The 25,144-nt window shown below is 39.3% G+C and carries 22 protein-coding genes and 2 pseudogenes; 7 read left to right on the top strand and 17 right to left on the bottom strand.

Going from position 1 to position 25,144, the window contains the following annotated elements; translation table 11 throughout:
- Positions 1-35: 35 nt before the first annotated feature.
- The 5 genes from JNUCC41_RS20865 to JNUCC41_RS20845 form a co-directional block, all read right to left on the bottom strand.
- Positions 36-701 carry a TetR/AcrR family transcriptional regulator gene (locus JNUCC41_RS20865; RefSeq protein ID WP_192204652.1) on the bottom strand — a complete coding sequence of 222 codons (666 nt, stop codon included), beginning with the start codon at positions 699-701 and terminating at the stop codon, positions 36-38.
- 171 nt (positions 702-872) lie between these two features.
- The gene (locus JNUCC41_RS20860) at positions 873-1,631 is read right to left on the bottom strand and encodes a hypothetical protein (protein ID WP_192204651.1); all 759 of its coding nucleotides are present in this window, start codon (positions 1,629-1,631) and stop codon (positions 873-875) included.
- 28 nt (positions 1,632-1,659) lie between these two features.
- Positions 1,660-2,706 carry a cytochrome d ubiquinol oxidase subunit II gene (locus tag JNUCC41_RS20855; protein ID WP_192204650.1) on the bottom strand — a complete coding sequence of 349 codons (1,047 nt, stop codon included), beginning with the start codon at positions 2,704-2,706 and terminating at the stop codon, positions 1,660-1,662.
- A gap of 14 nt (positions 2,707-2,720) precedes the next feature.
- Positions 2,721-4,082 (bottom strand): cytochrome ubiquinol oxidase subunit I, encoded by a 1,362-nt coding sequence (locus JNUCC41_RS20850; RefSeq protein ID WP_192204648.1) that lies wholly within the window; start codon positions 4,080-4,082, stop codon positions 2,721-2,723.
- Positions 4,083-4,808: 726 nt separating this feature from the next.
- Entirely contained in the window at positions 4,809-5,315 is a 507-nt protein-coding gene (locus tag JNUCC41_RS20845) for an acyl-CoA thioesterase (RefSeq protein ID WP_192208262.1), read from the bottom strand.
- A 140-nt stretch (positions 5,316-5,455) separates the two neighbouring features.
- On the opposite strand from JNUCC41_RS20845, the pseudogene JNUCC41_RS26860 reads away from it, so the two are divergent.
- Positions 5,456-5,646 (top strand): annotated as a pseudogene (locus JNUCC41_RS26860) (transposase); the annotation flags it as partial.
- 249 nt (positions 5,647-5,895) lie between these two features.
- On the opposite strand, the pseudogene JNUCC41_RS20840 reads toward JNUCC41_RS26860, so the two are convergent.
- Positions 5,896-6,898, bottom strand: a pseudogene (locus JNUCC41_RS20840) (serine hydrolase domain-containing protein).
- A 541-nt stretch (positions 6,899-7,439) separates the two neighbouring features.
- Here JNUCC41_RS20840 and JNUCC41_RS20835 point away from each other — a divergent pair.
- Complete coding sequence (locus tag JNUCC41_RS20835; protein ID WP_192208261.1) at positions 7,440-8,891, top strand: flavin monoamine oxidase family protein; 1,452 nt, start codon at positions 7,440-7,442, stop codon at positions 8,889-8,891.
- Positions 8,892-8,962: 71 nt separating this feature from the next.
- Here JNUCC41_RS20835 and JNUCC41_RS20830 read toward each other — a convergent pair whose 3' ends face one another.
- The 4 genes from JNUCC41_RS20830 to JNUCC41_RS27160 all read right to left on the bottom strand — a co-directional run bounded on the left by JNUCC41_RS20830 (position 8,963) and on the right by JNUCC41_RS27160 (position 9,710).
- Positions 8,963-9,166 (bottom strand): hypothetical protein, encoded by a 204-nt coding sequence (locus JNUCC41_RS20830; RefSeq protein WP_192204646.1) that lies wholly within the window; start codon positions 9,164-9,166, stop codon positions 8,963-8,965.
- Positions 9,167-9,174: 8 nt separating this feature from the next.
- Complete coding sequence (locus JNUCC41_RS20825; protein WP_192204644.1) at positions 9,175-9,294, bottom strand: hypothetical protein; 120 nt, start codon at positions 9,292-9,294, stop codon at positions 9,175-9,177.
- Between the two features lie 55 nt (positions 9,295-9,349).
- Entirely contained in the window at positions 9,350-9,490 is a 141-nt protein-coding gene (locus tag JNUCC41_RS20820; protein ID WP_192204642.1) for a hypothetical protein, read from the bottom strand.
- A 94-nt stretch (positions 9,491-9,584) separates the two neighbouring features.
- On the bottom strand, positions 9,585-9,710 hold the full coding sequence (locus tag JNUCC41_RS27160) for a hypothetical protein (RefSeq protein ID WP_286182177.1): 126 nt from the start codon (positions 9,708-9,710) through the stop codon (positions 9,585-9,587).
- A 98-nt stretch (positions 9,711-9,808) separates the two neighbouring features.
- On the opposite strand from JNUCC41_RS27160, the gene JNUCC41_RS20815 reads away from it, so the two are divergent.
- From JNUCC41_RS20815 to JNUCC41_RS20805, 3 genes are read left to right on the top strand one after another with little or no spacing between them, the layout of a single operon-like run.
- Positions 9,809-11,335: a spore germination protein gene (locus JNUCC41_RS20815; RefSeq protein WP_192204640.1), complete on the top strand. Its 1,527-nt coding sequence runs from the start codon at positions 9,809-9,811 to the stop codon at positions 11,333-11,335.
- Between the two features lie 19 nt (positions 11,336-11,354).
- Positions 11,355-12,446 carry a GerAB/ArcD/ProY family transporter gene (locus JNUCC41_RS20810; RefSeq protein WP_192204638.1) on the top strand — a complete coding sequence of 364 codons (1,092 nt, stop codon included), beginning with the start codon at positions 11,355-11,357 and terminating at the stop codon, positions 12,444-12,446.
- Positions 12,443-13,528 (top strand): Ger(x)C family spore germination protein, encoded by a 1,086-nt coding sequence (locus JNUCC41_RS20805; RefSeq protein ID WP_192204636.1) that lies wholly within the window; start codon positions 12,443-12,445, stop codon positions 13,526-13,528. The genes JNUCC41_RS20810 and JNUCC41_RS20805 overlap by 4 nt, the downstream gene beginning before the upstream one ends.
- 679 nt (positions 13,529-14,207) lie before the next feature.
- Here JNUCC41_RS20805 and cysI read toward each other — a convergent pair.
- Positions 14,208-15,926 (bottom strand): assimilatory sulfite reductase (NADPH) hemoprotein subunit, encoded by a 1,719-nt coding sequence (cysI, locus tag JNUCC41_RS20800; protein ID WP_192204635.1) that lies wholly within the window; start codon positions 15,924-15,926, stop codon positions 14,208-14,210.
- Positions 15,927-15,953: 27 nt separating this feature from the next.
- The gene (locus tag JNUCC41_RS20795) at positions 15,954-17,768 is read right to left on the bottom strand and encodes an assimilatory sulfite reductase (NADPH) flavoprotein subunit (protein WP_192204631.1); all 1,815 of its coding nucleotides are present in this window, start codon (positions 17,766-17,768) and stop codon (positions 15,954-15,956) included.
- 337 nt (positions 17,769-18,105) lie between these two features.
- On the opposite strand from JNUCC41_RS20795, the gene JNUCC41_RS20790 reads away from it, so the two are divergent.
- Positions 18,106-19,002, top strand: coding sequence for a LysR family transcriptional regulator (locus JNUCC41_RS20790; RefSeq protein ID WP_192204629.1), 897 nt, complete (start codon positions 18,106-18,108; stop codon positions 19,000-19,002).
- Positions 19,003-19,137: 135 nt separating this feature from the next.
- Here JNUCC41_RS20790 and JNUCC41_RS20785 read toward each other — a convergent pair whose 3' ends face one another.
- From JNUCC41_RS20785 to JNUCC41_RS20775, 3 genes are all read right to left on the bottom strand, one after another.
- On the bottom strand, positions 19,138-19,872 hold the full coding sequence (locus JNUCC41_RS20785) for an SDR family NAD(P)-dependent oxidoreductase (RefSeq protein WP_192204627.1): 735 nt from the start codon (positions 19,870-19,872) through the stop codon (positions 19,138-19,140).
- Between the two features lie 464 nt (positions 19,873-20,336).
- On the bottom strand, positions 20,337-20,840 hold the full coding sequence (locus tag JNUCC41_RS20780; protein ID WP_192204625.1) for a DinB family protein: 504 nt from the start codon (positions 20,838-20,840) through the stop codon (positions 20,337-20,339).
- Between the two features lie 109 nt (positions 20,841-20,949).
- Complete coding sequence (locus JNUCC41_RS20775; protein ID WP_192204623.1) at positions 20,950-21,945, bottom strand: D-cysteate sulfo-lyase; 996 nt, start codon at positions 21,943-21,945, stop codon at positions 20,950-20,952.
- A 559-nt stretch (positions 21,946-22,504) separates the two neighbouring features.
- Between JNUCC41_RS20775 and JNUCC41_RS20770 the strand changes: the two genes are divergently transcribed.
- On the top strand, positions 22,505-23,218 hold the full coding sequence (locus tag JNUCC41_RS20770; protein WP_192204622.1) for a GntR family transcriptional regulator: 714 nt from the start codon (positions 22,505-22,507) through the stop codon (positions 23,216-23,218).
- A gap of 224 nt (positions 23,219-23,442) precedes the next feature.
- On the opposite strand, the gene JNUCC41_RS20765 is transcribed toward JNUCC41_RS20770, so the two are convergent.
- Together JNUCC41_RS20765 and JNUCC41_RS20760 are read right to left on the bottom strand one after the other, a co-directional pair.
- Positions 23,443-24,051 (bottom strand): nucleotidyltransferase family protein, encoded by a 609-nt coding sequence (locus JNUCC41_RS20765; protein WP_192204621.1) that lies wholly within the window; start codon positions 24,049-24,051, stop codon positions 23,443-23,445.
- Complete coding sequence (locus JNUCC41_RS20760; RefSeq protein ID WP_192204620.1) at positions 24,044-25,093, bottom strand: XdhC family protein; 1,050 nt, start codon at positions 25,091-25,093, stop codon at positions 24,044-24,046. The genes JNUCC41_RS20765 and JNUCC41_RS20760 overlap by 8 nt, the downstream gene beginning before the upstream one ends.
- Positions 25,094-25,144: the final 51 nt, after the last annotated feature.

Below are 25,144 nucleotides of genomic sequence, written 5' to 3'. Positions count from 1 at the left end.
CCGACTAGTTGGTCTGTACAAATCAAGTTAATTGTTTAATCCACAACAACTTTGTTCTTCAGTAGAAATGGCTGGGTGATTTCCGCATCTTTTTGTTTCTCTGTCAATAGGGCATTCAGGATTAAATCTACGTAAATATCACCGATTTCATCAATCGTTTTTCCACCGTCCCTTTTGTACCATTTGTAGGACCAGTTCACCATTCCAAGAATTGACATTCCGGTAATTTCCACTGGCAATTCGCTGCGGAACACTCCCTTGTCAATTCCTTCTTTGATGACGGAAAAAATGATTTCTTTATACATTTGACGCTTTTTTTTGATTGCTTCAACATAAGGTGGTTTTAAGTAAATGCTTTCTTGATAGAAAACTGAGATGTGTGGTTTATAGAGGTCAAAAACTTTAACGAATGATTGAATGATCTTTTGCATTTTTTCTGTTGGATGGGTACTTTCTGAAATGGCTTCCTGTGCTTTTATTAAAACATATGAAATAAAGTAATCATGAATGACAAATAGGAGTTCATCTTTGGAAGAGAAATGGTGATAAAATCCCCCCTTGCTAGTTCCGCATGCCTTAACGATTTCGTTGACGGAGACACCATGAAAACCATGCTGATCGAAGAGCGCCAACGATGTTTCAATTATTTTTTCTTTTAACTCCGTAAGACTGCACCTCCCTTGTATCCGCTTACATTTCATCCAGAATAAAGAGATTTATTATGTAAAAACTGGATTTATTTAGATTTTACCAAATATTTAAAAATTGTCAATTTTTAATTACAAACAAAAAACAGCCCTCAACACCGAGAGCTGTCAACCTACTTTATGCTTGAATATGACTCATTCGACACTAACCCTTATTGCCATTCACTATTTATTTTTTCCCTTGACCGGTTTAACTTGGGCTTTTATAAGCTGCCATCCATTGTTGTACTTCCATACTGATTTGATTTCCATTATCGAATCACGTTCATCGAACCCTTTTACATTTTGGACTCCCACAAGCGCTTTCCCTTTTCCAAAAACGTTCTTTAAGTCCAATGAAGAATATGGATCAACCAAAAGCTCTGTCGGTTCATTTAGTTTTCCATTTAGATAAATGCCCATTTCATCATAAGCTTGTTTTCTGGAACTGACATCTATCACCACAGGCTTTCGACCTTCAATAATGACTTCCGCTTTGTATCCGTCAAGAAATTGGGCCATTACAGGAACGGATGGAGGGATTTCCAGTTCCTTCACTTTTCCATCCTTGAACGTATAGGCGTAACTGGTTATCAACCGCTCTCTACCTTCCATCAAAACCGTGATCAATACATCCTGGACCCCATCATTATTCAAGTCGGCAACCTTGAGATCTGGATTATATCCAGCTTTAAGCGGGACGCTGATTGTACGGCGATTGCTTTCCACACTTAACTCGATTTTCTTCAGAAACTTGCTTCCTTCCTCATAGGGCAACCCCTGAACCTGGATGATGTCTATTTTCTGGTCACCTGTTACATCTCTTTTTGTTGAAATATAAGTGCCATCGACCTGAAAATTTTTATCATGCGCTTCAACCGCTTGATAGCTCAAAAAGAGTGAGATGACTAAAACCGCATATTTTAGCAGATCTAACTTTTTCATAGTGAAAACCTCTCTTTTCCAAGATGAACTAATTTGACATTTGCCGCCGTTTGAACTTTCGCCGCTGATCTTTCATGAAGATGGACCAGAAATAATAGAACCCTGGCACTAATATCGCAAAGCCCACGATATATGTGGCAAAAACAGCCCTGAAAGATGTTGGATCGGTAAATCCTGAGAGAATCGTGACATTTGGATATATGATATAAGGTAAATGTGCAATTCCATAAACATAACTGCCGATTAAATACTGAATGATAATCGCTATTACAGCGACGCGAGGCATTCCTTTAACCTCCTGCTTAGAAAAATGGGGTAAGTACAGTGCTATCCCGCTAATGATGAAAAAAACTAGCGAGACGAATAACAATGCCGAGTTTTTCATCATTCCTTGGTAGATCCAATTCGCTTCGTTTTTTAACGTGAGCATAACCAACAGAGCCATGACTAACATAAGCGGTCCCGTTATCATCGCATCCCTGCGATATATTTTGTATGCTTTCATTTCATCAGCCTGTTTTGAGTAATCAGACAGTAGCAAAGATGATAAAAAAAGCGTGCTCATGATTCCAAACCCCACAAATGCATACTCATTCGGACTCGTGAAAAGTTTAGATAGATTCAATTCTTCATTTCCTCTTACGCCTTCGACAAATCCAAGGTGGGTGATGGGCAATACACTGATTAATAGCCCGGGTATGATTAATCCCGTCAATCCTGAGATATATGTTAACGCTTTTTCATATTTGTCTACGCTATGCGAAAAAACCAAGAAAGCGCTCCTAATACATAGCAGGACCAATATCAGGCTCGCAGGAACAATCAAGGCTACTCCAATCGGGAAAACCGCACCTGGAAATAAACTGTAAATCGCAATGACAAGACCAACAACAAATGTATTGGTCACTTCCCAAGTCGGCGATAAATAGCTATTTGCAATCTTCGTAGCATTCGTTTCTTCCTTTTTAATGTAAGTCATCGCCCAGAAGCCAGCGCCAAAGTCCATAGAGGCCATGATGGCATAAAGAAAAATAAAGCCCCAGACCAATGTTATTGCAAGAAGAGCATCACTCAACCGCCTTCCCCCCTTTATGAATTCGAATCAAAATGCCTTACATCTTTTTGTTCTGCCTTATAAATATCATCCATAACGGAATGACGTTTGAAATAATACAAAAGTGTAAATACGACAGAAACGCATAAAATGATATATACAATAATGAACATCGTGAATAAAAATCCAAGGTTTTCGTACGAAGTGACCGAATCCTCCGTAGTCAGCATCCTGTATATCGTCCATGGCTGTCTGCCTGTACAGGCAAAAATCCAACCGCATTCAATCGAAATCACCGAAAGCGGACCTGCAGCAACAAACAGCCAGAGAACCCATTTCGGATAAGTCTCCTTTTTCAGCCATTTATTCCATACCAATGCAAACAGTGCTAAGGCGATTAAACCGGAACCGATGATGACCATGGCGTTGAATAAGATATGGACATAAAGCGGCGGCCAATACTCTTCAGGAAAATCGTTCAAGCCGGTCACGACCGTATCGAAGCTATTTCCGGATAGAAAGCTTAATAACCATGGGAATTCAATCCCATACTTCACTTCCTGGGCTTCCCTATCGGTATAACCGAACAAGGTAAGCCCGGCATGGTCCTTTGTTTCAAACAACCCTTCAGCCGCCGCCAGTTTCTCCGGCTGTTCCCTATATAAATGCTGTGTAGTCGCATGACCGTTCAATGCCGTCAAAAAGGAAAAAACCAAACCCAATACAATACTGAGCCTCAGTGCTTTTTGGTGAAAATTAAATTCAGCAGTGCCATATTTATTTTTTAGCATCTTATAGGCTGCCACTGCCGCTACGACAAAAGCACCTGTCGTATAAGCAGTCAGGGCCGTATGACCTGCCGTCACCAAGAAACTTGGGTTGAAAAATGCCGCCCAAGGATCGACATCGACAATTTCCCCATTTTCAAACCGGAACCCAGCCGGTGTCCCTTCAAAAGCATGGACATTAGAAATCAAAACCGCCGAAGCCATTGCGCCGAATGCAACAAAGAATAAACTTACGATACGGGCCCATGGCTTAATTTTTTCAGCAGCATACACGTAGATTGACATGAATAGCGCTTCAACCATGAATGCATAAATCTCGATTTGGAATGGAAGCGCCATGACACGTCCAATCACCTCCATAAACCCAGGCCATAATAGTGACAGTTGCACACCCGCGATCGTACCAGTCGGAATCCCGACCCCTAGCAAAACCCCTAATGTTTTGGTCCAGCGTTTAGCCATGACAACATATTGTAAATCCTTTGTCCTTTGATACATCAATTCCGCTGCCAACATCATCATTGGCAACCCGACGCCGATCGTTGCAAATATGATATGTACAGCCATATTCGTCCCGAACATCGCACGGGCCATTTGTATATGATCCATACTGTCTTCCTTTCCAACCTTTGTCTCTTGGTAGTATCTCCTCTGTAAAGGAAAATATTTAATAATATTCCACAAACTAAATTTTCATGGTTTTGCAGAAAGACAGTATTTTACTTGATGATGTTTTTGTTGATTGTTCTATTTAAATATTCTATCGAGGTTATTATTGGGATATGTCTACTCCGTTTGATCGCTTCCTACCCCTGCTTAGGTGCCGTCATTTCGAAGATGTTTACTCCGCCTCCACCAATACACCTATCCGGCCCGAATACAATATACAGCACGTTCTTTCTTTATTTCCCCGCTTGGTACATAGGCTGCCAATCAATACGGTTTGTCGTTTGCAATCTAAATTGCTTCTTCGGCACCGTCAAAAACAAACATTATGCAGACCGGTCGAAAGATCTCTTTTTGTTATATCGTTATTTCGTTCGTCACATCAGCAAAGATAATAGATTTCACATAAAAACCTCCGTCCAAACCTTTTGGCTTGCCAGAACTGCCTATTAATTTATGGTTCCGCGCAACGAACGGATCACCGTAAAAACACCATCGATAACACTTTTGAGGATTGCTCCTCTAAAGAACTATGTATTCATTTTTATAATTCCTTCAATAAAAAAGACACATATACACTACAATATAGTAGTCTATGTGTGTCTTTGCGGGAGTGTTCAACTTGATCGATATTGTTGAGGATTGCCACTTTAAGTCACTATATGAAAGTTAAGGATAATCTACGCTTAAAAACATAGCCACATCTTTGCTTTTTTGTTTTCTTTGTTGCCGCATACTTGCCCGATCTAATGCCGTTTCATGTAATTTTTTTTCTTCTTCTGTCTCCGGAATAACTTTTGGAACGCGTGTTGGACGTTTATGCTCATCAAGTGCAACAAATGTTAATAGAGCAGTCGCTGCAATTCTACGAACACTGCTTTTTAAATCTTCAGCAATAATTTTCACAAAAACCTCCATTGAAGATGTGCCGGTCCATGCCACATAAGATATAAAACACACTGAATCTGTTGTACGAATGGGATGTAAAAAGTCAACGGAATCTGTTGAAGCAGTTACACATTCACTTCGACTATGACGTGCTGCCGAAATCGATGCAACTTGATCGACATCACTCATTAATCTGCCGCCAAATAATGTATTATGATTGTTCACATCATTTGGAAATATACGACTCGTTCTTATCACCCTTGATTCTCTGCAATATTTTGCTTCTATAAACCCGTCCTCCTAAAACATGGGAGCTGAAATCATCACCTATGTAAACTTTTAGTATATGGTTATATTATGATACAATTTTGAGCTTTTTATCCTTAAAACACTATGGCGTACGTAGCCTAGTGTTCCGAGAATCCGCAGCTTGCTTATCATTTGGAAGTACATCTGTAAAACGTAATGGGAAATATCGTTTAAGGCAACGCTATTTATGTAGGGATTGCAGTAAATCCTTCAATGATATGACTAATACTCATTTCCAGGCTCTAAATACCCCAGAAAAAGGGTGGAATATATGAGGTTTATGATTGAGGGTGTTATTTTACCCAAGATCTTGATAATTACCTTTACCGGTTTCGCTGGCAAGAAATAGGAAAGAATATGGCATTTGATAAACGAGTTGAACAAATGCTTATTTCAGCTTGCCAAAAATCTAATTATCATCCTGTTGAGACGTTCAGAAGTTAACCAGCTTTGGTGCTTCGGTGTACTAAAAAACGCTCAGAGCATTTTTACTCTAAGCGTGATAATGCAAGTGATCCGGTTATTCCATTAAAGCCATCGTTTGCTGAATAGCAAATATTTAAAAAGGATAAGCATTGTAGACTTCACCAATAATACCTTTTAATTGATGAACACCTAGATCGGTATTTATCATTATGACTACTCCCGTTTCTAAATAAGGATAAGCCACCATCATACATTGAAAACCAACACCCCAACCAAGAGATGAAATTTCAATTCCCTTTTCGTTTTTATTTAGGAAAACTCCTAGCCCAGTCCACTCCTTACAACCTTGGGGATTTATAACTTCAATTGCTTTACATACTGAAAGCTTAAGCTTACTCTCACCATTTAAAGCATTCATTAATTCAATGACCAAAAGAGCTAAATCTGTAGGCGTTGTCCATAACCCAGAAGCTGCTGGATATGGATAAATTGGATATTTTCCATTTACTAATTCTCCACTTTTGTTGTGACCGCAAGAGAAATATTTTTTGGTTGCTTCTGATGTTGGAAGTTCAAATATGCTATTTTCCATATAATGGGTGAAAAATATGTTCATTCATTACTTCCTTAAAAGGTTTTCCAGTAACGTCTTCTATCAAAAGCTGTATAATGCAAAAACCTGCGTCTGAATATTGAAAGGTGCTCCCAGGTTCATACTTAATTTCAATAGGAGCTTTACAATAGGGTGTTCTTCCTTCTAATATCTCGACCATTGTGGGGTTATCCATCCTCGAATTGAGATCAATAAAACTTCCTGCGGGGTCAATAACACCAGATTGGTGACTCAGTAAATTTCTTAAGGTAACTTTCTTATTTTTATTTAGTTCATTATGAGGAACCTTCCACGATAAAAGTTTTTCATTTACATTTTCATCTAAATCAAGAATACTTTGTTCCGTCAATTTCATCACTAGAATTGAGGTTAAAAATTTACTGATTGAACAGGCACTAAAAATAGAATTACTTTCCACACTTTTATCTGTTTCCGCTTCAAGGAAACCGAAGCATTCTGTACTTCTTATGTTACCACCATCAATTGCTGCAATGCTTAATCCAGTTACATTATAATCTTCCATAAGCTTTTGAATAATGATATTTTGTGTTTTGATACTAACAACCCCCAGATTAACTCCTATGTACAAACGTTTAAAATGATCCTTTAAGGGCAAAAGCAATATAACTTCGCTCTATGTTTCTATCGATTGATACGGAATACTATAATAAAAACCTCTGTTTTTTTCGAAATAAGGTTGCGAATAGATTCTTCGTTATTGTTCAGAAAAGCTGAACACTTCTTCTATAACTTTCTAAATTAAATTCGTCTCGATCATACGTAGTCTTTAGATAGTTAGCTTCCGAAAAAATGGCATCATTTATTAACAATATATCAACATTTTCATCTTCTGCCCCTTTAAATTATCTAATAATTGAGTATTCCACATAAAGGATAAACCTAGAGGAATATGATAGCAATAATCAAGCATGACAAATTATTGAAGATTCTTCATAATTGGTAACCCAATAGGAATAAGATAGCATAAATCCCATATAGGAAGTGTAACAAGAGAGGAGAACAACACTTTGTCCTTTTTCAAAGATCCGCTATCACCCGATCAAATGCTTGCTGTTATCAGAAATGGCCTGGGGCCTTCCCAGATCCCCAAAAAAATCATTATCATTGGTGCCGGCATGTCTGGATTGGTTGCAGCATCCCTTTTAAAACAAGCAGGGCATGAGGTTACGATATTGGAAGCAACCGGGAGGGTCGGAGGACGTGTCTTGACCATACGTGAACCATTTTCAGAAGGTTCCTACCTTGAAGCCGGTGCCATGCGCATTCCGAATTATCATTACTTAGTTGTTGAATACATCAAGAAGTATGGTTTACGAGTCAACACTTTTGTTAATGCGACTCCTAATGATCCAATTTATGCCAACGGAATCAAGACAACCGCTGCCATATATCAACGGAACCCGGATATACTCAGGTACCCTGTAGCTCCCCATGAAAGAGGTAAAACAGCTGAAGAATTACTCAACATGGCAATTAAGCCTGTGACTGACTTCATCATTCAAAACCCACGTAGAAATTGGGAAATAGTCATAAAAGAGTTTGATAAATACTCCATGAGCTTCTTTTTGCAGTACAATCCAGTAGGTATGAGTCTTTCAACAGGGGCGATTGAAAGCATCAAAGTCTTAATGGGATTAGAAGGATTCCCGGAACTTTCTTTTACTGCCATACTTCGGGAGATTATGCCACTCTTAAATCCAGACATAGAATTTTTTGCAATCGAAGGGGGAAACGATCGGCTTCCTTATGCTTTTGTACCGGAACTGAAGGATAATCTCAACTTCAGATATGAAGTGACAAAGATCATCCAACATGATAATCAAGTAACCATCCACTCTAAACATACTCAAAGCCAAAACCCCTTAACAGTTACCGGTGACCTTGCCATCGTGACTATCCCACTTCAATTGTTGCAATTTATAGATATTGAACCCCGGAACTCCTTTTCCCATAATAAGTGGAAGGCAATAAGGGAGCTCCATTATGCTGCGTCCACGAAAATCGGACTTCAGTTTACACATAGGTTTTGGGAAAAAGAAGGAATCTTCGGTGGTAAATTGACCACCGATTTACCCATTAGATTTTCTTATTACCCCAGGCAAACGAGCAATCAAAGTGAATCCGGTCTCATCTTAGCAAGTTATACATGGGAAGATGATGCCACTTTGTGGGATATACTTCCTGAGAAAGACCGTATACAACACGCATTGAAAAATTTGGCTCAGGTCCATGGAAAACAAGTATACGATCATTTTTTATCAGGGGCCTCTTATAGCTGGACAATGAATCAGTATTCATACGGTGCTTTCTCCATGTTTAAACCTGGTCAGGAAACGGACTTGTTTCCATATATCCCAACACCTGAAGGAAGGGTCCATTTTGCCGGTGAGCATACATCAACAGTTCCAGCATGGATTGAAGGAGCCGTTCAATCCGGCATCAGGGTTGCACATGAAGTGACGAGTCTGCCTAGAACATTCAATGAGCCTTTTTAAAATAGCCAATCAATCAACTAAAGGGCACTAGGCATAAAACCTTCCCATTTGGAAGGTTTTCTTTTTACCAGTCACTTTATCCCTCCTTTTGAAACGACATCTTCGACCCTAATATCCACTTCATAATGAATGACAGCATTACTGAAAATTCCGTCCCATTTCTTCTTATTTTTCTCCCGAAACTTTGGATGCTGATCTTCGACATACCTAATATTGATCGTCAAATGATTCCGGTTCAATTCCGTCTTGATTTTCTTCCTTGTCCTATTGATCACTTCAATACTTAATGGTTTACCGTGTTGGACCGCTTCATTATTCCTCCCTTTACCTCACCATTCAAACAATTTAATGCAACTATATCTTCATCATTCATGACCCCGACCAACTTTGAATTGTTGATCACCCCTGCACCCTCCAAAATTTCCCGCCCCTAATATCAACGGCCTGAATGGAAACGACTACCCTCTCCGTAGAAGGTTCACCAAACGTTCGGTTTTTTTCCTTTTCAGGTGCAAGACAAAACCATTTGCCATTCCATCTATAAATAAAAGCGTTTTTCCGTCAAAAATATGCTCTTTGGCTGTTTCGTATGTTTCCACATCCTGCTCCCTGACTGAACAGATTTTTGAAATGACCAGCATCTCGCTGGAAACCGTGTGCCTTGATTCGACCTCACAGCCGATAAATCCAGGACTATTTCATTGAATGCTGGATAATCCATCGTTCCATTGACAAATAGGAAAAAGCCGAAACTCCATAACCGGGAATGAAAATCCGCTTAAAAACTTCATCATCCTGCATATCCAATTCAGATTTCAATTAGTCCTTCTTTTGATCCAATTTAATATGGAAATGGTTAATTTGTAATTAAATTGCAAATGCTAGGATAACTAGCTTTAGATTAGAGGTGACAACATTTGTTTAACCGCGGAAAGTTCAAAAAAAAAACCAATCAACCAAACGATAAAAATGATGAATTAAATAAAGTTTCGGAAGTAAGGGACCTTTTCAATACCCTTTCTTCATCCACTGATTTCGTAAACCATCAAGGAACATATAATGGCATAGGATATTGGGTATCCTTTTATCGCTCTTTAATCGATGCAAAGGAGCTTCACGAAAGTATTCTTTCTGTCATACCGACTCTGGAAACGATAAATTTGGAGCAAATAAAGGAAAACGTACCTATTGAAAATACACTGATTACCAGTACCAAGATTGTAATCGAAGAAAGGATAATGAGAGGCGAAATTGCACTTCGCTTAGATGGAAATCTTGATGAATGCCTTTTAATCAATGTTGCAGCCCAAAAAGGAAGACAAGTTGCGAAGCCTGAACTCGAATTTGGGATCATAAGTGCTCAAGAAGCGTTTGTCGAGGATATTGATATTAATCTGAATCTAGTTAGAAAAAGGCTGCCTATCCCTGGATTGCAAGTAAGTGAAAAGACTGTGGGGTCATTGTCTAAAACAAAAGTGGCAGTGTTATCAATAGAAGGAATCGTTGACCAGGAAAATGTAGATAATGTTATACAAAGGATCAATGACATAGAATTTGATGAAATATTGGATGGGTCCAATCTCGCGCAAATGCTATATGATAATTCAAATACCTTATTTCCCCTTTTTCTAAATACGGAAAGGCCTGATCGCATCGCAAGTGCACTGGCTGAAGGTAAAGTAGCCTTGTTAATCGATAGGTCATCCTCAGTACTCATTACACCAACCATTTTGTTGGAATACTTTATCACCATGGAAGATTATAATATGCCTTGGGTTCCGGCATCTGCTTTCAGGTTATTAAGGATATTCGCGGTCGCTTTTTCGATATTTGCCACTCCTATTTATGTAGCCGTTCTTACTTATCACTATGAACTGATCCCTAAAGATCTTTTGGAAACGATCGTCACTTCAAGGAACTTAATCCCATTTCAGCCATTGATCGAAGCATTATTCTTGGAGATTTCCATAGAGCTATTACGGGAAGCGGCTGCCAGGCTACCAACAAAGGTGGGTCAGACATTAGGTATCGTCGGCGGTATCGTAATCGGTCAAGCAGCCGTTGTTGCTGGTTTGACCAGTAATATCTTGTTGATCATCGTTGCCCTCTCGGCATTGGCATCATTTGTTACTCCTATTTACAAAATGGGTAATGCCATACGGCTGTTGCGGTTCCCCTTTTTAGTGGGAGCCCAAATTTGGGGGGGACTTGGCATAATCATTACGGCCGTGTTTTTGATAACCCACCTTATCAAATTAACGTCAATGGGACACCCGTACCTTGAACCCATATACCCATTTCGTATGAAAGATTGGAAAGACAGCTTTGTACGTCTTCCCTTTAATATTTTCAAGTCGCGGCCTGTAAATTTACGTCCTGATGATAGATCCAGACAGCCACATCCAAAAAAAGCAAGAATCAAAAAAAATGATTTTAATGAATGATCTTAAATGAGGGGCCTGTATGAACCAAGCTGGTGTTAATGAAAAATATAAGGTATCACCGTTCTATGTGTTTTTTTTAGTGCATTCCATGCAAACGGGAGTAGGCGTTTTAAGTTTTCAAAGAGTTTTAGCAAAGTCGGCGGGAACTGATGGCTGGATTTCGATACTACTTGCCGGACTGATCGTTCATGTATTGATCTGGATCATATATAAAATATTAAGTATCGTTCCAGGTGATATCATTTCTGCCAATAATCATGCATTCGGAAAATGGATTGGGAATTTTTTCAGTCTATTATTCATTCTTTACTTTATGATCATTGGGATGGATATGATTATCAGCTATATAAATGTCATACATGTTTGGATGTTTGAAGCGGTAGCTTCTTGGGCGTTTACAGTGGTTTTCTTGCTTCTGATCTATTATATAAATACGGGAGGCTTCCGTACAATTACGGGAATTGCCTTTTTAAGCGTCATTTTGTCTTACTGGATTTTCTTTGTCCCATTTTATGCCATGAAATACTCTGAATTCACCAATTTGCTCCCTATATTCGACCACAATCTATTGGATATACTGAAGGGAACGAGAAGTACTTCCTTAACTTTTCTTGGTTTTGAAATGATCCTGATGTTTTATCCGTTCATCAAAGATGCTAAAACATCACAAAAATATGCTCATGGAGGGGCATTAACAACAACCTTATTAACCGTTTTCATTTATTTAGTTTCACTGATTTTTTATTCACACAAACAGTTGGAGCTAACTATCTGGCCGACACTTACAATGACCAGCATTGTCGAACTGCCCTTTATTCAGCGATTTGAATATATAGAAGTTTCTTGGTGGGCCATTTTTGTCATACCCAACATGACCATCTGCTTGTGGGCTGCCAGCAGGGGTATCAAGCGCATATTAAATGTTAAGCAAAAGTATCCATTATGGGCGATATCCATTATTATCCTAATCACTAATATATTTGTTTTTGATCAAGATTCCCTATATATATTGAATAAAATCATCAATCCATACGCCGTGCTTTTCCTTACATTATATTTGCCTCTTCTTTTAGCCATCATTTATATAAAGAAAAGGAGGAAACGTTTATGAGAAAATTATTTCTTGTCATCTTGGCTTTTCCCCTCCTTTGCAGCTGTGCCGAGCCAAGAGTGGTTGATGAAGTCAATATGTCCCAAGCTATTGGCTACGATATACGAAAGGATAAAATAATCGAAGGAATGTTCATCATCCCTATCTTCCAACAGGACAAGATGGGTAAGTATCAAATCTTAACTGGAACATCGACAACAACGAGTGATGTTCAGGCTATCGTATCCAAAAAAGCGGATAAACCGGTGATGCTTGGACAGACACGCATCGTTTTATTTAGCGAAAAAATCGTACATGAAATAGGAATGACAGAACTGACCGACTATCTCTACCGTGAGCCTCAACTTGGAAACAGGGTCTTTTTGGCCATCGTTGAAGGAAAGGTCAAGGATTTCGTAAATACAAAACCACCAAATACGAATGTAAATATCGGAATCTATTTATCGGATTTGATCAATCAACAAATTGAAACAGGGAACGGCCCGGATACAAACCTCCATCTTTTTTTAGGAAACTCTCTAGAAACAGGCGGCGATTCGTTTCTTCCTTTGTTTAAGTTAATTAATAAAGAAGTTGCAGTATCAGGAGTGGCCTTGTTTCATGAAAATAAAATGGTCAGTAAAGTTCGAACGGATGATATGTTCATTTTCAAGACATTAGTTCAAAACCATAGGCGGGGAATTTACAAATTTAAATTAAAAGACAAGAAAAGTAGCTATATCGTAGTGGAAAGTATACGAAGCGGATCAAGTTTTGATGTATCCGCCTCAGAAAGAAATCCGTCCATTACGATTAAGCTCAAAATTAAAGGACAAATCAAGGAATCTATGCGAAGTGACAACCTTACCAATAGAAAGATGATAAAAAAAATTGAAAAGGAAATGGAAGATGATATAACCAAGCAAGCGAACCATCTTATTAAAGATTTTCAGAAAAAATCCCTTGACCCGATTGGATTGAATGAAAAATATCACGCCAAAAATAAACAAATGACCTATGAACAATGGAGAAAGGTCTATCCCATGATGGACATTAAAATAGAAACCAAAGTTGACATTCTCCAAACCGGGGTCTCTGAATAATAAATTTTTAGGAATCCTTTTCGAAAATGAGCTGACTTTTTGAAAAAAGTATGAAATTTCAGTCATTGCTACTTCATTATTAGGTATAAGTTCAATAACAGGAATCTCTTTTGCTTCCGCAGGTAACGATAAAAATGAATTGAACTCAGATAAAGTGACCTTCTTTGGCTCCCCGACTTCTGCGATTTCCAGTTCAGTTGCTGTACCTCAAAATTATAACCGGTTATTGTTTAGCGGAACAGTCCCTCCTCTTTTAAACAAGGACGGAAAAAACACTTATGAGAGATATGGCAATACAGAAAGGCAGGCAATCGGAATCTTAGAAACATTAAAAGCAGATTTGAAAACTAAAGGGCTTTCCCTCGCTATGAAAATGAACCAGATTATCAAGGTTGGTTTGACGCCTATGCCCTCTTCTTTAATACAAAGGAAAATCCAGTAAAAACCGCTCGTTCCACAGTAGGGGTGCAAAGTCCGGTTTCGCCGGATTATCTTATTAGATTGAAGCAGAGGTAGCCTATAAAAATAAACAGCAAGTCAAAAAATAGTCGATGTGAGTGAATGGTCATGTTTCAATACCGGTGTTCCAGGCATAGTCATCATTCTTATCATTGCCCTCCGGAAAACTTTTGAATACAAAAAGAGACAGGAAAATATACCTGTCTCTCGCTGCATTTAATCAATCATGAAAATTCATTCCATCCGTCACTTCTTTAACGATGCCCGCATTGATGACAAAGTCACCGAAATGCTCTCCTTGCTGACGTTCTTTTGCATATCGGGAAAGAAGTACACGCAACTCTTTTAATATCTCTTCTTCACCGATATTTTCACGGTACATTTTGCTTAATCGGCTTCCGTCGAATGCAGCACCGAGATACATATTGTATTTGCCAGGTGCCTTACCGATAAAACCTATTTCCCCGAGTGCATGCCGGGCACAGCCATTCGGGCAACCGGTCATGCGTATCGTAATTTCTTCGTTTCTCAGCCCGTTTTCATCTACGATGGCCTCGACTTTATCAAGCAGAACCGGCAAATAGCGCTCTGCTTCGGCCATTGCCAACCCGCATGTTGGAAGTGCCACGCATGCAATCGAGCTGCGTCGGAGCGCCGAATGATGTGCACCATCCGTCAAACCGTATGTTTCAAGCAATTCTATGATTTTTTTCTTTTTCTGATTTGACACATCTGCAATGATCAGGTTTTGATTGGCCGTCAAACGGAAATCACCCGAATGGATCTTTGCGATTTCACGCAAACCCGTCATCAGCATGTAATCATTGGAATCGGCAATTCGGCCACCTTCGACAAATAGTGTAAAATGCCATTTTCCTTGCATGCCTTTTACCCATCCATAGCGGTCACCATTATTATCAAAATGATAAGTTCTCGCTTCATCCAACTTCCATTCTAGACGATTTTCCAATTCAGCCTTTACCGTTTCGAGCCCAAGCCGGTCAACCGTATACTTGAATCGTGCATTTTTCCGTACGGAACGATTTCCATAATCACGCTGAATCGTAATGACTTTTTCAGCCACATCCAGTATTTGATCTGGGTTGCAAAAGCCGATTACCTTGGCTAGTTGGGGATATGTCGCCTTGTCACCATGGGTCATTCCCATACCGCCGCCGATCGCCACATTAAAACCAATGAGTTTTCCATTTTCAACAATGGCTATGAAGCCAAGATCCTGGGAGTAGACATCAATGTCATTGGATGGAGGTACCGCAATGCCGATTTTAAACTTCCTTGGCAAATAAAGCTTTCCGTACATTGGTTCGACCTCCTCCAATTCAGGAGTACCGACCACCTTTTCTTCATCCAGCCAGATTTCATGGTACGCCCTTGTACGTGGCAAGAGGTAATCACTCAATTTTTTCGACCATTCATATACTTCGGAATGGATTTCGGATTGAAATGGAATCGAATTGCACATTACGTTCCGGTTTACATCTCCGCATGCAGCGATGGTATCCAGCATGGAAGCATGGATTTCCTGAATGGTTTTTTTCATATTCCATTTCAAAATACCATGCATTTGAAATGTTTGTCTTGTGGTCAATTTCAAGGTCCCGTTACCGTATTTTTGAGCAAGGTCATCCATAACAAGCCATTGAGAAGGCTGTGCCACCCCGCCGGGCATGCGGACACGCAACATAAACTGATAAGCAGGCTCCAGTTTTTGTTTCTGACGCTCATTGCGCAGATCCCGGTCATCCTGCAAATAACTGCCGTGATGTTTCATTAGTCGATTGTCATCATCCGGAATACCGGCACTAATCCGATCCTGCATCACTTCTCCAAGTGTACCTCGCAAATAATCGCTTTTGTCTTTAATTTGCTCCACATCACTAGGCGGGCCTTCTGGTGCTTTCAATAGTGGGTTCACCATGTTGTTATCTCCTTTTCCTCGAAATTTTTAGTACACATCACGTTGATAGCGTTTATTTTGTTGCAATTCTTCAAGATAAGCTTGCGCATCAGCATGGCTCATATTGCCTTCTTTTTCAATGATCTCAATAAGCGTATTATGGACGTCATGTGCCATGTTTTTCTCGTCACCGCAAATGTATACTGCTGCTCCTTCTTGAAGCCATTCGTATAATTCCCCGCTGTGCTCGCGCATCCGGTTTTGAACATATACTTTTTCATCAGTATCACGTGAAAAGGCAACATCCATTTTCGTAAGTACGCCTGTTTCCAACCACTTTTGCCATTCAGTCTGATAAAGGAAATCCGTCACGAAATGCTGATCGCCAAAAAAGAGCCACGTTTTCCCTTTCGCTTCCGATTCTTCGCGATCCTGGATAAAGGATCTGAACGGAGCTATACCCGTTCCCGGTCCAATCATGATTATTGGAGTGTCTGGGTTCTTCGGCTGCTTGAAATTCTGGTTATGCTGAATGTAAACAGGCAGCATGTCCCCAGGCTGTAATCGGTCTGCACATAAAATGGAGCAGACACCTTTTCTTTCTCGTCCGTGACTTTCATACCGGACAGCTCCGATTGTCAAATGCACTTCATCCGGATATGCGGATAAGCTACTCGCAATTGAATATAGGCGGGCTGGAATTTTCCGGAGGATTGATACGAATTCTTGCGCCGATTCACCCCACGAGCCAAAATCACGGATAAAATCCAGCAAATCACGGCCTTCACGATATTGTTTTAATCTTTCTTCATTACCAGGCACTAAAAGCTCCTTTAAATCTTCGTTATCTGAAAGCTGGGCCGCTTGTTCAATGAGGGATTTTGTCAAAACCGTAATTTCAAAATCGGAGATGAGCGATTCCCTAAGCTGACGAACTTCTCCCTGTTTATTGACCTTCACGATTTCTTCTGGGTCCCAATTGAGTTCCTTAAGAAGCCTATCCACTAAATCCGAATCATTTTTCGGATAAATACCAAGGCTGTCTCCAGGTTCGAATGCAAGACCAGAGCCCTCAAGAGATAACTCGAGATGATGTGTCTCTTTATTGGAGCCACGACCGTTCAAGTTTATATTTTCAAGCACTTCCGCTTTAAACGGATTTGTTCTCGAATACGTTTGTTCACCTACTGAAGCCACCGTTGCAGGAACTGCAGCAACAGAACTGCCTTGACCTTCATTTAAACTAGAAATGACTCCTTCCAGCCATTCGGAAGCAGGCTCATCATAATCAAGGTCGCAGTCCATTCGCGGAAATAACCGTGTCCCGCCCAGTTCCTCCAAGCGTTTATCGAATTGTTTTCCCGTTTCACAGAAAAACTCATATGAACTGTCCCCAAGCGCCAATACTGAAAAGCGGAGACCTTCGAGGCTTGGAGCCCTCCTGCCATGAAGATACTCATGGAAAGACAATGTATTATCCGGCGGATCACCTTCTCCATGCGTGCTAACGGAAATGAGGAGATTTTGGACTTTTTTCAAATTGTTGAATTTAAAGTCACTCATGGATGAAATGGTAACCTGAAAGCCATTACCCTCAAGCTTACTCGCCGCATTTTCTGCCAGCCCTTGAGCATTGCCCGACTGTGAACCATAAAGAATGGTCACCTCTTTTGATACTGTCTTTCCGCTGCTTTGAGCCTCCAATACCGGAGCGTCGGCTGAACTCATATTCGAAACTGACAAAGATGCAGCCAGATAACCGCTCAACCAAACTTTTTGTGTTTCTGTCAAACTAGGCAGGAGGCTGTTAAGGAGCTCTGCCTGCTCATGATTAAAGGGACTGTTACTTACCTGAAGTTGCACGATTTCCACCTCACAAAGGAATATTAACTTATCTTAGTTGGTTCTTAGGTATAACGAGTGGGTTAAACATTTTTATTTCCATCCATAAAATAATTAATTCGTTTACTCCTATAGACGAAGTCGGTTTTAACTCCAAAAAAAATTGAAAATACAGTCATTATAGATTCATAGCACGCTACAAATAAAAAATAAGGTTATAAAGGACATTAACCCTCCCCAGCTTATACTCTTCCTAAAATAAGTTTCTCATTAAAACTTTACCGGAAGGCGCATCATTAGTAAAATATATATAATTTATTGTAACTATTAAGAATATTAATAATAAGGAGAAATTTCTATGTACTATGATGCTCTAAAAACATTTGTGACCCTAGTGGAAGTCAAGAATTTTACTAAAACAGCAGAAATGCTTCTTATGTCGCAACCAAGTGTTAGTTTGCATATAAAAAAATTGGAAGAAGAGTTCCAAACTAAATTATTTCTCCGTTCTCCTAAATTCCTGAAAGTCACCTTAACGGGAGAAATTCTTTACGACCGGGCCAAGCAAATGATCACAATCTATGAACAGACCAGACAAGACATTCAGGAACACGATAGGTCCATCAAGGGTGAATTGAAGATCGGAGCAAGTTTTACAATAGGAGAGTATATCCTCCCTTCTTTACTCATCGACCTTCAAGAGGACTATCCTGAACTTGAACTTCAAGTCGTAATCGGTAACACGGAAGAAATCGTCCAAGCCGTTCGGCTATACAAAGTGGATATTGGTTTAATCGAAGGTCAAACTAATGAAAAAGAGCTTTCCGTACACCCATTCATGCAAGATGAGCTATTCATTGTGTCTTCTAACAATCATGAACTCGCTAATCAAGACGAAGTCGGGATTACTGATTTACATGACCAAGCATGGGTAACAAGGGAAGTTGGATCTGGGACACGTGAATACCTTAATCACGTCATACGTTCAAATGGATTGAAAATTAAATCGATACTCACGATAAGCAGTAATCAAGGAATTAAAGAAACACTTATAAAAAATGGCGCAGGGCTGGCCCTTCTATCCCGAAGTGTAATTGAAAGGGATGTACAAAATAAAATCCTTTCTATTATTCAGGTGAAAAATGAATTCTTTAACAGAACACTTTCGTACGTCTATTCCCCAATTATGGAAGATAAAAAGAATGTCAAAACTTTCATAACGGAATTAAACAAAAAATGGCCTATGAAAGCATAGCCGATAGGATGATCATTGAGAAGCATGCTCGCTTATTAATGCTGTATGTAAACCCATTGATAGTTTAGAGCTAATTTTATACATGTTAAAATCAATTTAAAACTACTACAAAGGGCAACGGGCAAGGAAGCAGAACTATCTTAGATACCCCCCATTATTAATATCAAACGTTGCGCCTGTATAATGCTTGGCTTTATCTGATAATAAGAAGACAACAGTATCAGCCACATCTTCAGGCAGGACAGGTGTATGGATAAGTTGGTGACTTACATACTCCTCTTTTCTCCATCCAGGTATGTTACCCATCATGGGAGTATTAACCATCGTTGGGGCAACAGCATTAACTCGGATGTAGGGTGAAAAATTCATGGCACAGCTTTTCGTTAAACCTAATATGGCAGCTTTTGATAACCCATAGATTGCATCTGAACTGCCCTCTATTCCTGACACTGAAGACATATTAACGATAACTCCCTCACTTTGGCTTTGGAACAATCTTTTACCGAACATTTGTGAGAGATAAATAAACCCTTTAACGTTTATATTCAGGACTTTATCAATTTCATTTACTTGATAATCCAATAAATTTTTCGCCAAATAAATTCCAGCATTATTTACTAAACCATCTACATCAGCATGTTCTGCTTCAACATATACAAAAAATTTAACCACCTCTTCATGATTACTTACATCTAACTGATATGTATGCAGGGGATATCGATTGTCCAGTGACAGCATTAAATCATTTAAAGAATGTTCATTAATATCGCATGCAAGTACTGAAGCCCCCTCAAATAAGCATTGTTTCACTATTTCTTTTCCTATTCCAGAAGCTGCGCCAGTTACGATTACTTTTCTATTTTTGAGCACTTATTAAAGCTCCTCTCTCTATTCATTACTGCTATTAACTAGATTGTATCATGAGCGTTACCCATTAACATTGTTCAACTCCCAGCTTATTACAATTTAGCAAAATTAAGAAATCCAGTAATCTCCCCTTTTTTAATCAAAAAAGGACTTTATCGATATTTTGTTTCTGTATATCGTTCTTTTCTGAAAATAATCTACACCAATATTTGTGATAACAACGTTTTAAGATTCCATAGAATATTTGTAATTCTTCTCGTCTCTTTACCCTTACCGATTTCAAATTCCTTTGATGTGATCGCTTGATGATGGGGTTTTAATTGCTCGTCTATCTATGCTGAATTAATTATAAGGAAAGAAAGCAAAAATTAAATATCCCAATCTCTCAGTGATATAAATGAGAAATTGGGATATTTATAAAATTCAGAGCCTGTCTGTTGCCCTAACTCCATAAGATAGCACATGTTTTAAAGTGGTGGATTTTGCACACCTAGATGAATCCAATCTTCTTTTGGCGGCCCATAAACCCCAGAAGGTTTTATTCCTGCTTGACGCATCAGAACCGTAACTTGTCCGCGATGATGAACAATATGCTTGATTAGCCCCATAAGAATGGAAGCATTTGTTTCCTGTCTTCCAAACGCTTCTTGTATTTGTTCCAGGGATTCGTCTGTCCATTGCTGTTCAATGATTTTTGCTGCGTGAGAACTGACATTTTTAAAAGTGATAGCAATTTCCCGGGCTGAAGATGGAACGTTTTCCGAACTTTCTATCCTGTCTATCTTTAACCCGAAATGGGCTAGATAATCTGGAATGTTCGTGGTGAAATGCCATGCAATTCTTCCTAAAGTGCGACCTTCAGGATAAACTTGTTGATCTAATGAATCATCGGTCAAACCATCCAAAACATTTTGAGTAAGTATGGCTTCTTTATTCCATTCTTTAATAAAATCCAAAACGGTAATATACATATAATTCCTCCCCTAATTCGATAGATAATTATTTACTCAAAGTACATGATATAATGTGAAACACACATAAAATAACTGTGGGAAATTTCTTAACGAATTTCTCAAGATTTTATCCATTAAAGAGAGAAGTATTGGCGTATAACGATGAAGCTCCACCAGAGTGAACAAATAGAATGTTATCCTCAGGCTTAAAGGTGCCTTTTTGTATTAAATCGATGAGTCCCGCTGCCGCTTTACCCGTATATACCGGATCCAGCAAAATCCCTTCCGTTCTTGCCATTAGCTTGACTGCTTCCACCATTTCAGGTGTAGGCAAAGCATAACCCGGTCCGACATACTCATCAAAACACGTAATCTCCTCACGAGGAATTGAATGTGGAATCCCGATGTGTGCTAACGTTTCTTTAACTAGCTGATGAACTTTCTCTTCTTGTTCAGCTTTTCCTCTGCTTACGTTTATCCCAATTACTGATATTCCACTTTGATTTCCATGAAATCCTGCGGCCAAACCAGCATGCATTCCTCCGCTGCCGCTTACACAAACAACTGCTTTCAAATCAATCCCTTGGTCAAAGGACTGTGCCAAGATCTCCTGTGCGCAAGCCACATATCCCGTTGCACCAATGACATTCGATCCCCCAACCGGAATGATGTACGGGCTATGTCCATTCTCTGTTACCTCTTTAGCTATTTTCTGCATTTCCTGCATTAAGTCCGCTCCATTAGGCACTACTTTGATTTGTTCAGCGCCCAATAAATGATAGAGAAAATAGTTACCGTTAAAATCTGGTTCAGAATTTGCAAGACCTTCTTCCAACACAAGAATACATTTCATTTTCTCTTTAACGGCAGCAGCTAGTGTCAAGCGGCAATGATTGGATTGAATGCCTCCACATGTAATCAACGTATCAGCTCCTTTTTCCAATGCATCGGCAACAAGGAATTCCAGTTTTCTTGTTTTATTTCCCCCAGCCGTCAAACCAAGCATATCATCTCGTTTAACATAAATGGATGGGCCCCCAAGAACTTCAGAAAAATGATCTAATCTTTCAATCGGTGTATATGTTGGTGTATATCGTTTTCTGGGAAATTGCGCTAAATTCATTTAAAAACTCCTCCTGTATTCTCTGTTGTACATTAAAGAAAAAAGTATATCAATCTGATGTTCTCTTTACTTTAGATAATAAATAATGGCAAACGCTCCTTTTCCATCATAGCATCTTTGGGTAATCGAGCAACTTCAATTCACTTCTAGCAGGATAGAATTCTCCATATACAACAATCATCGCGGCAAAGTGACACATATCCAAACCGATTTTTACTGTAAGTTTACTTCCGCTTATTTTATGACACCCTTGTTTCCCCTAATATTACCAGGCAGTTCCCCAGTTTCAGGACGGGTGGGGCTTCCCTGAATTTTATAACTTGCCAATAAGGAAAGATAGCCTTGTGGGCGTGTTTGGTTATAATTGTTTCATAGATCATTTAAACCACATTTTTATATGAACTAAAACTCTAAATCATTTGTTGTGCCAAAACAGAAACGGACCCTCCCCATTTAATAGTATAAATAATTAAAAGTCTGAAGCATTGCAATGACTTCAATCGTTTTTTAAGATAAAATAAATATACTTGTATATAATTGGATTGTAGAAAGGAGCACCATGGAAACTAATCACTATCAATATATTACAGAACAAATAGAACATTATTCTTCTAAGCCCTTAAGGGAAGCTATATTTTTTGTTATAAAAAATGCGATCATTGAAGGGATTTTTTTGCCTGGAGACCGTTTAACGGAAGATGATATCGCTCAACAATTCAATTGTAGCCGTACACCGGTTCGTGAAGCTTTGAGGAAATTGGAACAGGAAAATTTGCTTCAGGTGAAACCTGGTATAGGGATGGTCATATCCAATGTGGATATTGAACTTTTACACCAGGAATTGGAAATCAGGAAAATGCTCGAAAACTATTCGATACAAAAAGCTTGTGAAGGAATTACGGAAGAGGAATTAAAAAAACTGGAATGGGCAACGGATAAACTGCAACAAGCAATTAATAGTAATGACCGAATAGCGGCAAGTCGAGCAAACATTGAATTTCACCGCTTATTATATTCCTACTCGAGAAATACCTTTCTCCAAAAAACTACAGATTCGTTATGGCTATCTTTTCGAATTTCCTTTTTATCGGCCCGTAATGAAGATGTTACAATGGTTGATAAATCTTGGTATGAGGAACGAAACAATGAGCACCTACAGCTAATCCATGCCATTCGTGACAAAGATGTAGAAAAAGCAATAAAGGTGAATACGATCCATATCCAAAAAAACTATGATTATTATCTTGATTACATAAAACATGTATCCGAATAAAATTAACATTAAAGGGTGCCTAATTGCGAGTATTCAGTCCGCAATTGTAGGAACCCTTTTAATATATAACTCTTCAAGGCAGCATTTCGAACGATTAGGGGATTATATGGGCCTTCCCTCTCTTTTTCCGGCTGTTCCGCTGCTTTTTCCAACCTTCCAATGATTTATTCGGCCGAACTTAGTATTCCATTCAGGATCATTTATTTCATATCAACTGTTTTGCATTATGAATACAAATGCAATTTCACTTTTTGGAAGTCTTCAGGCGTGTCAATGTCAAATCCCCACATCGAATTGTCAAAAGAAACGGTCTCTGTCACCGCCTCATATTTTTTGATGATGCTTTTACCACCTTGATCACCATTTATTGAATGGAATTCATTGAGTAATACTGCATCCACTAGTATCGGATGTCCTACTTCCCCTTTATATTTTGGCCGGACGATCCGTACTCCTTCATCTTTACACTGAATATATTTATCTATTAAAGATTGTATGATGACACGGGAAATAAGGGGCTGATCCGCAAGGAAGATCATGACTGCATCCACATTTTCTTTGATGGATTGAACTCCTAGTTTTAAAGAAGTGGACATTCCATCTGCATAATTCGGATTATGAATAATCTTCATTTCTGGATAGTCTTCACTATGTTGACGGATTTCTTCTATATATTTACCGGCAACCAAATAAATGGGCTGCACGGGGCTGCCAAGGATAGAATCAATGGCATGACGAAATAGAGGTTGTCCCCGCAATAGAAGTAACAGTTTAGGTTCACCCATTCGAATCGACATGCCTGCCGCAAGTATGATTGCGCCTATTTTAGGCATGAATCTTCACTTTGCCATGCAAGGGTGCAGGAAATCTTCCATTTCTAACAGACATCAATTCCGACACAATACTTAGTGCAACTTCTTCCATCGTTTCAGCACCGATATCCAGGCCAATTGGTGAGTGGATTGGACCGCTGTTGAAGTCTTCTCCAATTGTATTAAGCATTTCCGTTGTACGGGATATTGGGCCAAGCACCCCAATATATCGTGGGGCACTTTTCAATGCCACTTGTAGGGTTTTCTCATCTAATGACTGGATATGATTCATGACTATCCACCATGATCCAGTAAATTCAGAAGGGTCTATTTCATCTGGGCATTTTTGCAAATTCGAAGCCAATGGAAACAAGCGATCATTATTGAAACTCTTGCGTGAATCCAATACCGTTACGGAAAAGCCTGCTTTTGCTGCCAATTCGACAACTGGAACAGCATCCATGCCAGCCCCGGCAATAATCAATTGTTCACTGGGCTTAATAGCATCAATTAGATATCGTTTTCCCTCCAGATTCACCAATTCTGCCCGAGTTTGTGTATCCATTACCCTCCTTGCTTTTTCAACGACTTCAGATGGCACACTTCCATGATTTCCAATGAGGTTATCATATTTATCGACGATTAAACCATTACCGGAGGATACATCCAATATCATGGTGAAACTCTGACCTTTTTGGACAATTTGATATGTCATCATCCAGAATTCGTCATCTGGCTCAATTGGGAGGATAAATATATCCAATTTACCTTTGCAACCTATTCCCAACCCCCAAATTTCATTCTCGCTCAAGTCATATTGGTGTATAACGCAAGTGTTGGATTCCATAGCTTTTTCCGCCCAGCCATATAAATCGCTTTCCAAACATCCGCCACTTATCGTACCAAACATACGGCCGTCCGATGCCATCATCATTTTTGCGCCTGGAAGTCTATATGCGGAACCCTTGACACTTATCTGCATGACCATTGCTGCTTTTTCGTGCCGCTCCCATGCGGAACTTATATTTTCCAGCACGTCTTTTAATTCTTGTAACCTTGACATCCTTAACCCCCTCCTCTAAATCTGGTATTCACATATTTGGAAGCAGAAAAA

It is taken from the genome of Brevibacillus sp. JNUCC-41, from assembly GCF_014844095.1.
In the GTDB taxonomy this organism is placed as follows: Bacteria; Bacillota; Bacilli; order Bacillales; family DSM-1321; genus Peribacillus; species Peribacillus aracenensis.
The sequence above is the reverse complement of the archived record's forward strand: the minus strand, read 5'-3'. Positions and strand labels throughout refer to the sequence as shown.

Bases quoted from the DNA above. Each gene is read 5' to 3' on its own strand.
- JNUCC41_RS20765 (WP_192204621.1), bottom strand. From the start codon at position 24,051: ATGCCTAAAATAGGCGCAATCATACTTGCGGCAGGCATGTCGATTCGA.
- cysI (WP_192204635.1), bottom strand. From the start codon at position 15,926: ATGGTGAACCCACTATTGAAAGCACCAGAAGGCCCGCCTAGTGATGTG.
- JNUCC41_RS20850 (WP_192204648.1), bottom strand. From the start codon at position 4,082: ATGGATCATATACAAATGGCCCGTGCGATGTTCGGGACGAATATGGCT.
- JNUCC41_RS20810 (WP_192204638.1), top strand. From the start codon at position 11,355: ATGAACCAAGCTGGTGTTAATGAAAAATATAAGGTATCACCGTTCTAT.
- JNUCC41_RS20805 (WP_192204636.1), top strand. From the start codon at position 12,443: ATGAGAAAATTATTTCTTGTCATCTTGGCTTTTCCCCTCCTTTGCAGC.
- JNUCC41_RS20835 (WP_192208261.1), top strand. From the start codon at position 7,440: ATGCTTGCTGTTATCAGAAATGGCCTGGGGCCTTCCCAGATCCCCAAA.
- JNUCC41_RS20780 (WP_192204625.1), bottom strand. From the start codon at position 20,840: ATGTATATTACCGTTTTGGATTTTATTAAAGAATGGAATAAAGAAGCC.
- JNUCC41_RS20860 (WP_192204651.1), bottom strand. From the start codon at position 1,631: ATGAAAAAGTTAGATCTGCTAAAATATGCGGTTTTAGTCATCTCACTC.
- JNUCC41_RS20790 (WP_192204629.1), top strand. From the start codon at position 18,106: ATGTACTATGATGCTCTAAAAACATTTGTGACCCTAGTGGAAGTCAAG.
- JNUCC41_RS20775 (WP_192204623.1), bottom strand. From the start codon at position 21,945: ATGAATTTAGCGCAATTTCCCAGAAAACGATATACACCAACATATACA.
- JNUCC41_RS20770 (WP_192204622.1), top strand. From the start codon at position 22,505: ATGGAAACTAATCACTATCAATATATTACAGAACAAATAGAACATTAT.
- JNUCC41_RS20760 (WP_192204620.1), bottom strand. From the start codon at position 25,093: ATGTCAAGGTTACAAGAATTAAAAGACGTGCTGGAAAATATAAGTTCC.
- JNUCC41_RS20865 (WP_192204652.1), bottom strand. From the start codon at position 701: ATGAAATGTAAGCGGATACAAGGGAGGTGCAGTCTTACGGAGTTAAAA.